Raw genomic sequence first — 15,086 nt, 5'->3', positions numbered from 1 at the left:
TTGGGAGCCAAGTTGGCGATCGACGTTTCGCACCAAATTATTTCTATTAAGAAAGATTTACATCCCGACAAGATTTACGTCCCAACGTAAAAAGCGAGTGTTTCCTTGAGGGTTAAAGATCGTGTTATCTGAGTAGGAGAAAAAGACGCCATGCTCACTAGTCGTCGAACTGATGCTGTTCATAAAGTTGGACTTCAAGCGTGATGTATTTTCAATGCGCGTCAGCGGATGAACTTCGAATTGTTCCAAGTCAACCAGAGAAACATGAACCTGTGTCAAATCCACCTTGGATTCCGAGAAGGCGAGCGCGTAGCGATCGCTCACTCGAACTATGTTTCGCACTTCATTCTGGCCACAATCGCCAGCAAAGACCGTGGCGTTGGATGGATCGGCCTTCTCCAGAGCAACAACGAGCGCACCGTGCCCTCTGAAAGTGTCGTCTGTCGGATATATCAGATGAGTTTCCGTTTGGATTAGAGAGGTGAAGCGCAACAAGCGACCGTGTAGATGTTGCGGGATGCTATCAGGCATACCGTCTATTGTTGAAAGGCGGATCTCGGCCCAAGTGGCACCGTCATCTTCGCTTATCCACAATTTCGACTGATTTTCCGTGTCGCCACTGGAAAGATACCATCGTCCCTTCTTTGTGGTGCAGTGTTGGCAAGTGTGAAAGTGCCGGACTTCTCCTCCAGCAGGATTTAACGACTGCCCTTTCTGTTTGAAGACTATCTGCCAAGTTTTCCCGTCATCCACAGAACGCCATACTTTTATCCAGGGCGCAGCATAAGGATATTCGGCCCAGATAACGGTTCTGTTGCTGACGTTCTCGTCGATGCTCCAACTGCCATGCCAAGGGAATAGCCCGGTTTCCACATCTCCCAGGTGTCGCCATTCCTGGTCGAAACGAGAAATTGTACCGCTGTTATTTTGCAAGAGATGCGTGCCACTCGCGAGAGTAAAACAACGGTCATATGTTCGTTCTATATCGTATCCTTGCCAACTGATCCCCAAATCATCGGACTGAAGAATTTCAGTCGATTTCTGAGTAATGACACGCCCCATGTCTCCGCCATTGGTCTTGAATGCTGGAATATGCTCAAAGAAATATGGAGCTGCAGCATACGCATACTGGCTTGCGATGAGCCGGCAATTCAAATCCGCCACCTCTCGCGCATCTTCAAATAATTGTTCTTGTCTAGGGTGAATAGTGCGACGTTTCGGCTTGACCGTAAAGTTATCGAGCCAGTGATCTCGATTAATTGTCTTGATGGCAGTCTCAAGGGAAGAGTAATTCAGAACCGCATCTTGCAAGCGGTTGGGCATCACTTTGACAAAGTTAGACTGTAGTGAGTCTGTATTCTTGAGTCTGGGTACATCAAGGAAATCAAATACTCGTGACAGTTCTGTCGCGGCGTCGATGCAAAGATCTTCATAGGTAATATGCAGGGTTTCAAAGAAACGTTCGGCCCAAGCCCCGAACTGAGCATCTAATCGCTCGCGTTCAAGAGCTTCTTTCACCGCCCTATCTATATCCAGTTCGAGCGGCTCTTGTTTTTGGTTCAGATGTTTATAGAAGTGGGTATGTCCGGTCTCTCTTTTAAGCTTCTCACAATTTTGCTGTGAGATTGCACCTTTGATCTTGTTTTTTCTCTCTAGAAATATAATGCGGATATTCTTTTGGTTTTCCTCCAATACCTCAATGATTTCAGGAAATTCCTGTGGGTGTCGAGGATAGCGATACTGGAAACCAACCAGACTCTCAGGGCTTAGCAACATAGTGGTTAATTTTACGCGAGGATCTTGACCCTCCGGAAAATGTTGCGCCCGGTTATGAAACGCTTCGCCGTAGTCTGCTATGTCAGGATGCTGATTGATCAGGCTGCGCAAGTATTTTGAGCCACTTCGGCCCATAAATATTGTGACGAATAGTTTCTTCTTCACGTGTTTTCATCCCCAAAACTCTGGCCAGATAGTGCCTATGGACATCGACTTTGCGCTTGAGAATATAACTTACCCCTAAAAAGGGTATTCGGGAAAGCCCCGAGGGGGTGGATATCCAGGGCGCCGAAGCGCCCGAGATGCGTCAATCATTTACGATACAATTGCGACCATGGTTTCTGAATAAAAACCATTGAAGCGCGCTTGCATTGAGTGGCCGTAAGCACCGAGGTGTTCAAAGATCACCCAGTCGCTTTCACGCACGTCTGCGGGCAGCGGGAAGGGGCCCGCCATCTTGTCGCAGCTGTCGCAGGTGGGGCCATAGGCGCGATAACCAATGGTCTCAAGTGAGGTTTCGCGGCCGTCTGCCGCAACGAGGCGGATCGGGAACGGCCATTCGGGAACGCCAGCGTCAAACAGCGCACCATAGGTGCCGTCGTTCAGGTACAGGTCTCCACCTTTCCGGAGTTCAACCCGGGCCGCAACAGCGCCCGCTTCCGCGACGAGCGCACGGCCGGGCTCGCAGAGGGTTTCAGTGTCGCCGAAGCCATTGTCATCCAGCGCTTTGTGGATCACACGGAAAAATTCCTCAAGCGCGGGAGGCTCCATGCCGGGGTAGGCCACAGGGAAGCCGCCACCTACGTCGATCACATCAAGATGCACACCCGCTGTTTTCACTGCAGTTGCTGCCTGTGTGATGGCATCGGCGAACGCCCGGGGGTTCATGCACTGAGAACCAACATGGAAACAAACTCCAAGACGCTGAGCGGACATGCGCGCGCGCTTCAGGATCAGAGGCGCGATATCAAGGGTTGCGCCAAATTTGCCGCTAAGCTCATAGGCTGCGCCTTTCACCACCACGCCGAGACGCAGGAACAGTTTCAGATCGGAAGCACCACTGGTTTCTTCCTCGATTTTCGCAAGCTCATCAAGGCTGTCAAAAGAGAAGCCGCGTACGCCCATGGCGTAGGCATAGCGAATAGCCTGACGGCTTTTCACCGGGTGCATGAAATAGAGGTTCGCGCCTGGCAGCGTTTTAGCCACGAGCTCAACTTCACGAAGCGATGCCACGTCAAAGTCACGCACGCCAGCTTTCCACAGGTGCTTCAACACAGCTTCGTGCGGGTTTGCTTTCACCGCATAAAGGTTCGTGCCCCGAAAGCCAGCAAGGAACCGGCCAGCGGTTTCCATCAGCTTTTCGGGATAGAAAAGGTGCACAGAATCGTTGCACTGCTCACCGGCAATGGCTTCTTCCGCGCTCATGTATGTTTTAAGTCCCTCAAGCGCCCAGTTTTCATTCTGTGGTAGTGGGCGGAAAGCTTCAATAACCTGCATCGACCTGATCCCTATCTAAAAAGGATGACAGAAACTGGCACCTGATCATTCATCGGTGCCGGAACAGGACCACCAGCATAAGCCGGTGTTTGGCGCATCACGCAGGATGCGCGGTGATATAGGTCAGCTCTATGACGCTTGAGAAATAATCAAACATCTCGCGCGGCAGGAACTGCCGGTTGGCTTCAAATTCGTGGGAGGCAGACAGTAGCGAAAGCGCGCCCATTTTTGTCGTGCGGATCATTCCGGCAAACCCCTTCAATCAACTTTGGTCCGGCTTGGCCGTACCCCAATCAACAAAGGACGATTTGCGTCGTTACCCGTACGTGTCTACCGGATGTCATCCCCTTATTTACCGTTGGGGAGCGACAGGTCTGCCCGGGAGTCGTGGCACGTGCGCTTTTTACGTCTGAGCGGCATTTGCGCTTTTTTTAGTCGCAATGCAAGACTTTTTTTCGGAGGCCGTATTTGGAGTTTTAAAGTGGCGTTTTTCGGCCAGTTTTGGGCTTGATTCTCGTGGCCGATCAGTCCCTTAAAATGGCACTGGCGCCGTAAAAGTCATCGATTCAAGCGTCTCCGGATGCGTGACCGTCAACTCACGGGCATGAAGAAGTAGGCGGTCAGCCAGGGTAAAGGCTTCGCCCTCCGCATAGAGATTGTCACCCAGGATAGCATGCCCGAGACTGAGCATATGCACCCGGAGTTGATGCGACCGCCCGGTAACAGGATAGAGCGCCACGCGGGTGGTTTTCTCATCCCGCTCCAGCACTTTATAGCGTGTGAAAGCAGACCGGCCGTTCTCAAAATCCACGCGGTGTTTTGGCCGGTTGGGCCAGTCGATCAGAAGCGGTAGGTCAATTTCCCCTTCATCGCGGGCCACATGGCCATAAACGCGGGCTTCATAAATCTTGTCGGTTTTCCGGTCTTCAAACTGGCGACCAAGGTGCCTGAGCGCGTCCATATGCCGGGCCATGATGATAACGCCTGAGGTTTCCATATCCAGCCGGTGAACGATGCGGGCTCCGGTAAACTCGGCCTCCGCGCGGGTGGCAAGACAATCATGCTTTTCAGGTGTGCGCCCGGGCACGGAAAGCAGCCCGCCGGGTTTGTTGAGCACCAGAATGTCATCATCAACATAGATGACATCAAGCGGCCCCATTGGTGGGTCGTAATCTTTCAGGGTGGGAGCACTCATGACACTAGATGCGTTTTTCCATTTTAATCAGCGGCACAGCCACCCCTGAGGACGTTGGCACGTTTTCGTGCACGATTGGTTTATAGCCACACGCGCGGTAGAGCGGCTCGCCCGACAGGGTCGCCATCAGCTCATAACGTGTGAAGCCTTCTTCCGCAGCCTTTTTTTCGCATAAATCCATAATCAGGCGGCCAATGCCGCGGCGTGCGTGCGCCGGGTGGGTGTACATGGCGCGGATGCGGGCAGCCTCAACCTTGGGGTCCAACAGGCGGGCATCGCGGCCTTTAGTATGGTTGCCACCATAAAGCGTTGCCCGGCGAGACCAGCCGCCACAACCGACGATTTCTTCACCGTCCAGGATCGCATAGTAGGTGCGGTCCTTGATAAGCTGGGTATCCATGCCCATCAGCTCAAACGACGCCTCAACTTGCAGCGGATTGAGGAAGCCCGTCTGCAGTTTTGATATGGACGCGTTCATGATGCTGCGGAGTATGGGGATATCGTCCTCCACGGCCACACGGTGGGTGAAAGCGGAAGGGGCGGGGCGTTCATTTGTCATGATGCGGTTTGCTCGCAGGTTAGCGTGGCCGCACAGTCTATCAGTCCGCGCCTTAGAGGCAAGATAAACGCAACGTCAGCTGGGCGTTGACTTGCGCGGCAGCCGCGCCCACACTGCACAGCAAGGGATAAACAAGGCCGCCGAAACGAGCAGCCAGGAACCACGGAGCATAACGCGATGGCCAACACATCGGCGAACCAGCACGCGCAACCTAAATCCGATATCGAAATCGCTCAGGCAGCCGCCATGAAACCGATCATGGCGCTAGCGGAAGACAAGCTTGGCATCAAACCGGAAGAGCTTGAGCCATACGGCCACTATAAAGCCAAGCTGTCGCTTGAGGGCATCAAGGCGCGCGAAGGCAAAAAAGACGGCAAACTTATTCTTGTGACAGCCGTGACGCCAACGCCGGCTGGTGAAGGAAAAACCACCACCACCGTTGGGTTGGGGGACGGGCTGAACCGTATCGGTAAAAAGGCGATGATATGCCTGCGTGAGCCAAGCCTTGGCCCCTGTTTTGGCATGAAGGGTGGGGCCGCAGGCGGCGGTTATGCCCAGGTGGTGCCGATGGAGGATATCAATCTTCATTTCACCGGTGATTTTCACGCCATTGGTGCCGCGAACAACTTGCTGGCCGCGATGATCGATAACCATGTGTATTGGCGGCAGAACGACGAAACCGGGCTTGATAACCGCCGCATTACCTGGCGCCGGGCCGTGGATATGAACGACCGCTCGCTCAGGCAAATTACCACCTCGCTCGGTGGGGTTGCGAACGGCGCGCCGCGCGAAGCTGGTTTTGATATCACGGTGGCGAGCGAGGTGATGGCTATCCTGTGCCTTGCCACGGATTTCAAGGACCTAGAGCGCAGGCTCGGCAATATCATCATCGGCTACACGCGGGAGCGCAAGCCGGTTTTTGCGCGGGATATCAACGCCCACGGTGCGATGACAGCCCTTCTGAAAGACGCGATCAAACCCAATTTGGTGCAGACGCTTGAGGGCAACCCAGCGTTTATCCACGGTGGGCCTTTTGCCAATATCGCCCACGGCTGTAACACGCTGATCGCGACAAAAGCGGCGCTGAAGCTCACGGATTATGTGGTGACGGAAGCCGGGTTTGGTGCTGATCTGGGCGCTGAGAAATTCTTTGATATCAAATGTCGCAAGGGCGGTTTGAAGCCGGATGCGGCGGTACTTGTGGCGACGATCCGCGCGCTCAAGATGCATGGCGGGCTTGAGAAAGACCAACTGGGTCGTGAAGACCTCGAGGCACTTAAGCGCGGTGCTGTGAACCTTGAGCGGCACATCAAAAACCTCAAGCGGTTTGGGATGCGGGTAGTGGTTGCCATCAACCGTTTTTCAGCTGACACCCAGGCTGAGCTTGATCTGGTGAAAACCCTCTGCCAGGGGCTGCATGTGGAGGCGGTCGAGGCCGACCACTGGGCCAATGGCGGCGCTGGCGCGGAAGAGCTTGCGCGGGCCGTGGTGAAGCTTGTGGATGAGGGTGGCAGCGAGTTTGAGCCCCTATACAGCGACGATGTGCACCTTTGGAACAAGATCCACACGGTCGCGACAGAGCTATATGGCGCCAGCGATATCATTGCCGACAAAAAGGTGCGGGAACAGATCAGGACACTGGAGGCGGACTATGGTCATTTCCCTGTCTGTATCGCGAAAACCCAGTATAGTTTCTCGACGGACCCCAACCTCAAAGGCGCGCCTACAGGGCATGTCGTGCCGATCCGGGAGGTCAGGCTTTCTGCGGGCGCTGAGTTCCTCGTGGTAGTTTGCGGGGATATTATGACCATGCCGGGCCTACCGAAAGTGCCTGCCGCCAACTCGATCCGGGTGGGCGACGACGGCAGGGTTGTCGGGCTTTTCTAAAGCCTAGTCGAGCTTGCGTTCAAGCCAAAGAAGGCTTGCGGAAACCACCAGTATCAGCCAGAGCCAGAAGGTCGGAATGGCCTTCTGGAGCAGGTCCCGGGAGACGTTGCCCTGCCCCTCAGTTTGGCGAAGCGCCAGATACCGTTTGCTTGCGTTCTGCCGCTTAAACTGGTCGTCTGTGCGCCATTCATCCGGCCCATGCAGGTAAATATAGGCTGCATCTGCCGTGCCTGCTTTGGCGTCGTTCGCTAAAGTATCAGAATTTTCGATCGATATTTGATACCAGCCGGGGGCGTCGCTTTGGAAAAAAGCACAGTGGTGTGGCGAAAGTGTGCTGGTTTGTGTGGCGCGAGTGTGGCGTACCAAATCGCCCGTCATCGCCTCAATTTTAAGCCCCATAGCCTCGTTTTTTGAGAGCAGGCAAAGAGGTACCATCTCCTGCGCACGTGCGATGGTGCTTTCTGCCTGTGGCAGCAACATGTGGTCACGGCCCTGCCGGGCAATGTTGGACAAGATGAAAGACCAGTAATTCGCGAAAGTGGCATTGTCGCCGCTGGTGGCCCACACATGCCGGTCACGGAGTGTGGTCAGCGCAAATTTACCAAGCCCGACATTGGTGGCGAGGGTAAGCGCGCGCCCCGTTGCGGTGCGAATGAGCACTTCAGCGTCCGGATTGGTAAGCTGCATCGGCAGGATCGGCAGTGCTGTCTCGTTTGCGCCACCCGCCCACACCGGCACGGCGCTTGTGGTCTGGCTTTCAATAGCTGCCGCGCGGAAACCACTGAGCGGCGAGAATGGAGCATCCTCAAGCCCGCCCAGAAGCACGCTGTCCGCGATCACAAGCACACCAAGCCCGCTTGTTATGGCTTCTTCAAGCTGGATGCGTTCGTCCGCGCTCATCAGTGTGAGCATGCGCCCGTCGAGCAGGAGGAAGTCTGTACTCGTAAGTGACGGGCCTGAAAGCGGCGGCAAGCCAGTATCCTCAGTGCCTTCGCTGGCCTGGCGGATATAACGGTCCTTGCTTATGCGGGTATGCACAGATAACTCCGCGTCAAAACGGGCCGCCCATTCAAGCAGATGACGAGCTTCAAATGAGGGTGCCGATTGCACCACCAACATGCTCACACGCGCAGGCATCTGAACGGAAACCGGGATATTCTCCTGCTGCAGCGGTGTGCCCAGGCGGTCTGCGAGCGTGAGCGAATACATCAACGGCCCGTCAAGCTTCGGTGTGGCAGACAGCATAAAACGGTCACCGCTTTTCAGTCGTGCTTGTTCAACCGTATTGCCAGCCGGGTCTTTAAGCTCAGCGGTGAAAATATCGCCCTCACGGCCCTCGGGCGCGTGATAGCTGGCGCTAACAAAAAGCTTATCCCCAAGCGGCAGGGATTTACGCCAGCGCACGCCGGTTAGCCCTGAAAGCACGGGTGCCTGCCAGTTGACCTGAATATCGCTCGGCAGAGCAGCAAGATCGCTGGCTGAAAGGCCGTGGCCCTGAAGGTTGAGGGTCGCGAGGTCTGGCTCCCGCATAGGCAGGATCTGAACGCTCGGCAGTGGTGTCAGGCCCGCCGTTTCGCCGCCATGAAGCACACCGGGGGCCGCATAGCCGCTTTTTGCTTCAGCCTCGAAGCCCCTGTCTGTCACCAGTGTGATGGCGCCGGTCACCTCACGGGGTTTCATGGGCTGCCACAACAAAAGGGCAATCGTGCAGTAAGCGATAAGGTTGAGTGTGATAACACCCCACCAGCGGCTCGGCTTTGTGATGCGTGTTCTTGCCGCGCGAAGCACAGAGATGCAGGAGACAAAAAGCACCAGCATGGCAAAAACAACAAGCATTGAGGGGGATGTGATAACCCAGTCAGCAAACATTACGGTTTCATCCCTTTTTCCATCATGTCCGACGCCAGCGGGTCTGAGAATAATATGAAGCTGTCCCTGCCGCGGGGTGGTGCTGTCACGCTCGGTAGCATGGCCCACAGGGCCTGACCCAGCTTCACCGTACAGCCATCGCAAGCGGACAGCGTGATAGAGCCGTTCATCAGCATCTTCTCAACCGTTGCCGCATAGGTGATCATGGCAGGCCTGTCTTCAGAAAGGGCCATCAGATGCGCGCTCAAATCGGTGAGCAGCTTGCGGTCCTCATCCGTCAGGGTATGGTTTGCACCCTCTGTGGAAAGGAGCGAGTAGACCGCCGCCACAAGCCGGGCGTCTGCCACGGTTTCAAGGCCCGGTGTGATGCTGCTTTCATAACTTTCGATCTCATCCAGCTCGCCTTCAAGGCGGCGCTCTTCAGAAACCGGTGGTGGTTCAAAACCAAGGCGTTTCACATAGATGCGGTCTGCCTGTTTGGCGAGCTTGAGATATTTAAGCGCCTCATACTCAAACGGCAGGGCTTTTTCAGGTTCCGCCAACATCAGGTGCAGTTCCGCCTGCCACATGATGCTGACAGCCTTTTTCATCAGCGTTTTTGGGTCGCGCTTCGCGATAGGGCCAATGTCCGCGTCCTCATGGGCGTGGCCAAATTTTGCGATCAGGTCTGCGGCACCGGTTTTGTCCGATGATGGAGCCTCGTTGCCGTGGTCATGTCCTATCTCAGGCCGTTCGCCTTCTTCATGATGCTCGTCTTCACCATCTTCATCGTCGTGGTGATCGGCCTCGGTGGCCGCGCCGCCACCGGTTAACTGGTCGCCTGGGCCTTCGCCGAACTCGTCTCCCAGATATTGGCCGTACCGCTGTTTGAGATCGTTCTGTGCGTACCCGAGGCTGTAGGACGTGTCGGCAAACACTTGTTTCTCAAGCACGGGTTTGTCCGCAATCAACTGCTCGGTCTCGATGATGATCTGCCGCTGGCTTTTGAAATATTCAGGCACAAAGTTGCTGACGATACCCTCTGCTGCAATCTCGCGCTCAACCTCATCAAGCCAGCGCACAATCACGGTGGCCGATTTGCCTTCATTGGCCTCTGGAGTTTTGTTATCAAGCGCTATGACGGTGAAATAAATTTCGTCCCCCGGCTCCATGCCCAGGGCTGGCAGGTCCCAGTCTTTATGGAAAAGGGTTCCCTGCTCTGAGGTTTCCTGCCGGTCAAAGGTGAAAACTTCATCGCGGAACTTCACCGCCTCACCCGTGCCCTTGGCGACAGAAGCTCGAATGAAGACATCCTGAATGCCGTAATCATCTGTGATCAGGGCTGTGGAGGGGAATGTGGCTGGTCCTTTACGTGGGATTTCAAGCGTGGTGGTTTTTGGCTCCAGCACCCGAATTTGAGGCGCACGGTCTTTCTCCGCTGTCAGGGTATAGATGTCCTCAAGAGGTAAGGCCTCGTCATCCACGATATGCACAATGCGGTATAGGCCGGTATTGGAGGCGACCATGCTGGCGGTAAATTCTCCATTCTCTGCCTGCACAAGTGGTGCGGTGGCGCCGTCCCGCAGGCGTATTTCATAGCGGCCATCGGTGCGGCTAAGGCGCAAATGCCAGGTGATGTTGCTGCCTTCAAGCGCGCTGATATTCAGGTCTGCGCTCTCCGCCGTGGGCAAGCTGGTATAGGCAGGCGGCATGACGCTAATGCGTGCAAACTGAAGGGCCGCGGGCGTTTCCTCGTCTTGCTGCCCCCCTTCCGTGCCGGAGGGGGCTGGCAGGTTTTTTGTCCAGTCAGGCGAGGGTAGCAGGTTCAGCGCCAACGCAATGATGCAAAGCACACTCGCGATCTTGATGCCTTTGGTGTCGCGTGCGGGTAACCAAAGGGAAGGGGAAGCAATCAGCTTTTCATAGTGTGCCCGCACCTTATCTTTCTGGAGGCGCTGCAAGATGCTGAGCGTTTTGCCGTCGCGGGTGATCAGCTGCGCGCTTTCTTCAAATCCCTTGTCCGCCCGGTTGAGGTGCAGGAGGAAGTTTTCCACTGTGATTTGCCTGTAGCTCCGGCTGAACCATAGCTGCCCTGTGCCCAGCACCAGTGCGGCAAGGGCAACGCCAGCTGCCACCAAGACGGAGTAGCCCAGCCAATGCGCGAGGAAAGCGACACCAAACGCGAGTGGCAGCACGACTGCGGCGCGGCCAACAACAGCGCGGCGGCGCAGGAGCCTGAGCGGTGAAGCGAACATTTCTGTGTTTTTGGTATCAGGCATCTCGGCTAGCCCTTTCACTGAGCCAACGCTCAAGCACCCAGAAAACCACCAGCATCAATAGAAGCCAGTCGGTGCGCGGCATCTGCGGATAAGTAAAAGCAGGCAGGTTTTTAGCTTCATCTGTGCCGCGCGCGATGGTGACAGGCGCATGGCTGAAAGTGCCGTCGGAACCCTCGGGGCTCGTGAGAATCTGAAGGAACAGCTCGGCAAAGTCTGGCGCTGCGCCAAGGCTTGAAGAGGAGAAGCCAGCTAACAGGTGATACACCTCTTTGCCTGATTGCACGGTACGGGTCAGGAGCGGCTCCCCCGTCTCTGCGGTCCATAAAACTTCGCCGCCTGAAGGGCTCGGGGCAATACGGCGGGTCTTGAGGCGTGTGAATGGATAGACATCCGCTTGCCCTTGCATTATAGCGCCTGCGCGCTCACGTCCATAGGTTAGGAAGCGGGCGGCTGAGCCTGTGCCCAGCAAAGTATCTGGCACCGGGGTGGGGCTGAGCCAAAAAACCCAGTCCGCGCCACTGATATCTGCGCCATCCACCGTTTCGCTTGAGGTTACATTCAGGCTGATATCCACATTGCGGTGACGATTGAGGGCGATTGCCGCGCGTTCGATAAGGGCTGTATCTGTTGCGGTTGCGGGGTCGGTAAACACCGTAAGTGCAATCGGGGTTTTGGTCTGTTCCGGCGTGAAGGAGCTTTCCTTGATGTGCCAGTTAAGTGGCCAATTGCCGGGGGCGGTGCCCGTATATTCCCCGCTCAGGTCCGTGACATAAACATGGGTGTTATCGCTATGTTTTTTGGCGCTCAAGGCAGCCAAAAGAATGGCGCCGCTTTGGCCATCCAGTTGCGTTGCCACACCGCCCGCTTTAACCTCAGCAATTACTGATGTGCTCAGGGGCGTCAGGGCGCTGTCGAGCAGGAAGATATCACTGCCAGCATGGTCGTTTTGAAGCTGGGTGATCTCATCCTCGTTTGCTTCGGCTACCCACGCCGGGCTTACGTATGCTGTGCCTTCAGGCACCTGGAAAAAGGCGCGGGATGCAAGACCCATCAGAACAAGCGCGAGTAGGCTGAAAATAATGAGCCGGAGCAGCAGCAGGATATACTGCATCAGCTTGATCTCGGTTACCCGACGTGCTTTCGCTCTCTTGATAAGCTCAATAGAGCCCACCACCACACGAAGACCGGGGCTCCGGTTAAACAAGTGAATGAGAATGGGGATGAGGAGCGTAAGGAACGCGAGGCTCGCACCGGCATTGAGGAAGCTGATATCGCTGAAGGCAGTGATCATTTTAGCGCACGACCTTTCCGCGATTTTTGAGGAAATCATACATGGCCTGATCCATCGGCTCATCGATGTTGATGCTGGTCAGATCGGCAGACTGCTTGAGGAGTGCAGCCTCCAGCCCGGCCTGAAACTCGGCGTAGGCGTCATGATAAAATTGTTTGGCGTTACGGGCAGATACAAGCACCTGCTCCCCGCTTTCCGCATCTTCAAACCGCACCGCGCCCTTGTAGGGGAACGCCAGTTCATCGCTTGTTTTAAGCTGGATGGCGGAGACCTCGGTTTTGCTGCCCGCGAGGGACTGGGTGAAACCGAGAAGTTCGTCAGCGCGTTCAAAAAAGTCGCTCACCATGATGATCATGCCCGGCTGTTGCAGGCTGCGGAGGAGCGTGCCGACCATCTCTTTGCCGGGGAAAACCGCACCCGGTTTCACACGTGCGAGCTCAAGCAGGATGCTGGACCAGTGCTGCTCCCCGCCGCCGAGCGGTACCACATGCTGCCTGTCGCTTGAGAGCGCCATGAAGCCGATGCGGTCGCCTTGCCGGTAGGCGAGATAAGACAGCACGGCCACAAGGTGCGCAGCATAGTCCAGTTTGGTCCACGGTGTTTTGCCGGATGTGGTCACGTCGCTTGCGATGGCCATGGACGCGCTCGCGTCCAGCACAAACCACACGGCAATTTCGCTTTCACGCTCTGCCTCACGCACAAAGTAGCGGTCTGAGCGTGCGAACAATTTCCAGTCGATCCGGCTCAGGTCGTCCCCGTCGCCATAGGGCCTGTATTGGCTGAATTCAATGCCCACACCGCGTTGGCGGCTTTGGTGCAAGCCATGCAGGAAGCCATCCGCAACCGTCTTGGCGATCAGTGGCATGTCTTTCACACGGGCAAGCGTTTTGGGGTCAATGAACTGTTCCATGACGTGGGCGACCTATGCTTAAGCGATCGGGCTTTTGGGTTCTGGCACACCCTTGAAAAGTGCTTCGATGACCGCTTCAATCGCGATTTCCTCGGCTTCTGCCTGGAAGCTCAAGAGGATACGGTGGCGCAGCACGGCCTTGGCCACAAAGCGGATATCATCAAGCGTGACAGCGAACCGGCCTGAGATCAGCGCTTTTGCCTTGGCGCAGCGCACGAGGGCTTGGCCTGCGCGTGGGCCCGCGCCCCAGCGCACATATTTTTGCACCAGGTCCACCGGGCTGTCCGCCGGGCGGGTAGCCCGCACGATCTGTGCGACATAGTTGAGGATAGGCGTGGAAATCTCGACCGAGGTAACGAAGGACTGTAGCGCCACGATATCTTCAGCGCCCATGACCCGGTTGAGCTCAGCTTTATAGGAACCCGTGGTGCGGTTAAGGATTTCAACCTCATCCGCTTCGGTTGGGTAGCCTACACGAATGAACATGAGGAAGCGGTCAAGCTGGGCCTCGGGCAGCGGGTAGGTGCCCGCCTGTTCCACCGGGTTTTGGGTTGCGAGCACGAAGAACGGTTTGGGCAGCTCATAGCGCTCACCGCCATAGCTCACGCTATGCTCCTGCATGGCTTCAAGAAGGGCCGCCTGTGTTTTTGGCGGCGTGCGGTTGATCTCGTCCGCCAGCATGATGTTGGTGAACACAGGCCCCTTACGGAACTTGAAGAAGCGTTTGCCGGTTGAGTGGTCTTCTTCCAGAATTTCGGTGCCGATGATGTCAGATGGCATCAGGTCGGGCGTGAACTGCACGCGGTGGAAGTCCAGCTCCAGCGTTCTGGAAAGCGTGCTTACCATCAGTGTTTTGGCGAGCCCAGGCACACCTTCAAGCAGGCAGTGGCCGCCGGCCAATATGCTGATAAGAAGTTCCTCGATGATATCGCGCTGGCCCACAATAACCTTGCCAACTTCGTCGATCACATCGTCCAGTTTTCCGATTGTCGATTTTAATTGCACTTCATCCATGGTCTTTTCGCCTGTCGTAGGTTTTGGCTTTAAGCCGTCATGGCATACACAACGATATTCACCGCGAAGCGGGTGTTATCGACCGTCAGCCATCTCTTGTTTCTGAAATCATAGTCCCATTCACAGCCGTAATCCTTGTTGCTGTAGAGTACAGCGATGCGGCCGTTGATCTCGATTGCCTTCAAGTAGTCATGCACCAGATCATCGCCCCAGCCGTTCAACTCCAGTCCTGTGCTGGGCGGGCCATCAAACTTGAAGAAGGATGAATAGATCGGGTGGTCGTTTGGGATTTTCTTAAGTGCATCAGCCCCGAAAATCTCCTCCATCTGGCTCTCAAACGTACGGGCAAAAAGGCCGTCGATATCGTGGTTGCAGTCATCCACGAAAACAAAACCGCCGTTTCTCACGTATGTCTCAAAGTTCTGCCGTTCAGAATGGTTGAACTCCACAAGCCGGTGCCCTGCCATATAGCAGAAAGGAGCTGTCAGCATCGCCGGGTCTTCAAGCGCCACGATACGTTCACGCAGGTCTACCCTGATGGTGGTATATTCAATGAGCGAGTTGAGGATGTTTGCGGGCGTGCGTTCATCTACCTCCCAGTCACCGGATTCGTAGCTCAATCGGGTGAAATAGAAGTCATAATCATTGGGTATGCCGCTGGCCTCGGGCGCCGCATTCGCGCGGGCTTCAGGCAACAAGCCTCCCAGTGTCCCCAAAAGCCCAAGTGAGCCTAGCGACTTTATAAAAGTTCTACGATGCATGATGGTGTCTCGCCGGGATGAGGGGGTGCGGTGCTCGCGCACCCCCAAAGCCCTATGTGTTAAGCGCTT

12 protein-coding genes are annotated in these 15,086 nt (G+C 55.6%); 1 reads left to right on the top strand and 11 read right to left on the bottom strand.

Annotated elements, in window-relative coordinates:
- Window positions 1–57 precede the first annotated feature (57 nt).
- From ACN0XZ_RS14405 to ACN0XZ_RS14385, 5 genes are all read right to left on the bottom strand, one after another.
- A complete protein-coding gene (locus tag ACN0XZ_RS14405; RefSeq protein ID WP_417458484.1) occupies window positions 58–1,941 on the bottom strand; it encodes a hypothetical protein in 1,884 nt (627 codons plus the stop codon).
- A gap of 150 nt (window positions 1,942–2,091) precedes the next feature.
- Window positions 2,092–3,273, bottom strand: coding sequence for a type III PLP-dependent enzyme (locus ACN0XZ_RS14400; protein ID WP_417458483.1), 1,182 nt, complete (start codon window positions 3,271–3,273; stop codon window positions 2,092–2,094).
- A 97-nt stretch (window positions 3,274–3,370) separates the two neighbouring features.
- A complete protein-coding gene (locus tag ACN0XZ_RS14395) occupies window positions 3,371–3,517 on the bottom strand; it encodes a hypothetical protein (protein WP_417458482.1) in 147 nt (48 codons plus the stop codon).
- A 288-nt stretch (window positions 3,518–3,805) separates the two neighbouring features.
- Window positions 3,806–4,468 (bottom strand): RluA family pseudouridine synthase, encoded by a 663-nt coding sequence (locus ACN0XZ_RS14390; protein ID WP_417458481.1) that lies wholly within the window; start codon window positions 4,466–4,468, stop codon window positions 3,806–3,808.
- A gap of 4 nt (window positions 4,469–4,472) precedes the next feature.
- Entirely contained in the window at window positions 4,473–5,027 is a 555-nt protein-coding gene (locus ACN0XZ_RS14385; protein WP_417458480.1) for a GNAT family N-acetyltransferase, read from the bottom strand.
- Between the two features lie 177 nt (window positions 5,028–5,204).
- Between ACN0XZ_RS14385 and ACN0XZ_RS14380 the strand changes: the two genes are divergently transcribed.
- Complete coding sequence (locus ACN0XZ_RS14380; RefSeq protein ID WP_417458479.1) at window positions 5,205–6,914, top strand: formate--tetrahydrofolate ligase; 1,710 nt, start codon at window positions 5,205–5,207, stop codon at window positions 6,912–6,914.
- Between the two features lie 3 nt (window positions 6,915–6,917).
- On the opposite strand, the gene ACN0XZ_RS14375 is transcribed toward ACN0XZ_RS14380, so the two are convergent.
- The 6 genes from ACN0XZ_RS14375 to ACN0XZ_RS14350 are packed head-to-tail and all read right to left on the bottom strand — an operon-like array spanning window position 6,918 to window position 15,017.
- Complete coding sequence (locus ACN0XZ_RS14375; protein ID WP_417458478.1) at window positions 6,918–8,783, bottom strand: hypothetical protein; 1,866 nt, start codon at window positions 8,781–8,783, stop codon at window positions 6,918–6,920.
- Complete coding sequence (locus ACN0XZ_RS14370) at window positions 8,783–11,041, bottom strand: hypothetical protein (RefSeq protein ID WP_417458477.1); 2,259 nt, start codon at window positions 11,039–11,041, stop codon at window positions 8,783–8,785. Before ACN0XZ_RS14370 ends, ACN0XZ_RS14375 begins: the two co-directional genes overlap by 1 nt.
- A complete protein-coding gene (locus tag ACN0XZ_RS14365; protein ID WP_417458476.1) occupies window positions 11,034–12,371 on the bottom strand; it encodes a BatA domain-containing protein in 1,338 nt (445 codons plus the stop codon). The genes ACN0XZ_RS14370 and ACN0XZ_RS14365 overlap by 8 nt, the downstream gene beginning before the upstream one ends.
- Entirely contained in the window at window positions 12,334–13,242 is a 909-nt protein-coding gene (locus ACN0XZ_RS14360; RefSeq protein ID WP_417458475.1) for a DUF58 domain-containing protein, read from the bottom strand. Before ACN0XZ_RS14360 ends, ACN0XZ_RS14365 begins: the two co-directional genes overlap by 38 nt.
- A gap of 18 nt (window positions 13,243–13,260) precedes the next feature.
- Window positions 13,261–14,256 (bottom strand): AAA family ATPase, encoded by a 996-nt coding sequence (locus ACN0XZ_RS14355; RefSeq protein WP_417458474.1) that lies wholly within the window; start codon window positions 14,254–14,256, stop codon window positions 13,261–13,263.
- Between the two features lie 29 nt (window positions 14,257–14,285).
- Window positions 14,286–15,017 carry a DUF4159 domain-containing protein gene (locus tag ACN0XZ_RS14350; protein ID WP_417458473.1) on the bottom strand — a complete coding sequence of 244 codons (732 nt, stop codon included), beginning with the start codon at window positions 15,015–15,017 and terminating at the stop codon, window positions 14,286–14,288.
- Window positions 15,018–15,086: the final 69 nt, after the last annotated feature.

It is taken from the genome of Kordiimonas sp., assembly GCF_048264555.1.
GTDB lineage: Bacteria > Pseudomonadota > Alphaproteobacteria > Sphingomonadales > Kordiimonadaceae > Kordiimonas.
This window is presented reverse-complemented; position numbering and strand designations above follow the sequence as displayed.

Excerpts from the sequence above, each read along its gene's own strand:
- ACN0XZ_RS14365 (WP_417458476.1), bottom strand. The coding sequence starts at position 12,371 with ATGATTTCCTCAAAAATCGCGGAAAGGTCGTGCGCTAAAATGATCACT.
- ACN0XZ_RS14385 (WP_417458480.1), bottom strand. The coding sequence starts at position 5,027 with ATGACAAATGAACGCCCCGCCCCTTCCGCTTTCACCCACCGTGTGGCC.
- ACN0XZ_RS14355 (WP_417458474.1), bottom strand. The coding sequence starts at position 14,256 with ATGGATGAAGTGCAATTAAAATCGACAATCGGAAAACTGGACGATGTG.
- ACN0XZ_RS14395 (WP_417458482.1), bottom strand. The coding sequence starts at position 3,517 with ATGATCCGCACGACAAAAATGGGCGCGCTTTCGCTACTGTCTGCCTCC.
- ACN0XZ_RS14350 (WP_417458473.1), bottom strand. The coding sequence starts at position 15,017 with ATGCATCGTAGAACTTTTATAAAGTCGCTAGGCTCACTTGGGCTTTTG.
- ACN0XZ_RS14370 (WP_417458477.1), bottom strand. The coding sequence starts at position 11,041 with ATGCCTGATACCAAAAACACAGAAATGTTCGCTTCACCGCTCAGGCTC.
- ACN0XZ_RS14390 (WP_417458481.1), bottom strand. The coding sequence starts at position 4,468 with ATGAGTGCTCCCACCCTGAAAGATTACGACCCACCAATGGGGCCGCTT.
- ACN0XZ_RS14400 (WP_417458483.1), bottom strand. The coding sequence starts at position 3,273 with ATGCAGGTTATTGAAGCTTTCCGCCCACTACCACAGAATGAAAACTGG.
- ACN0XZ_RS14375 (WP_417458478.1), bottom strand. The coding sequence starts at position 8,783 with ATGTTTGCTGACTGGGTTATCACATCCCCCTCAATGCTTGTTGTTTTT.
- ACN0XZ_RS14380 (WP_417458479.1), top strand. The coding sequence starts at position 5,205 with ATGGCCAACACATCGGCGAACCAGCACGCGCAACCTAAATCCGATATC.
- ACN0XZ_RS14360 (WP_417458475.1), bottom strand. The coding sequence starts at position 13,242 with ATGGAACAGTTCATTGACCCCAAAACGCTTGCCCGTGTGAAAGACATG.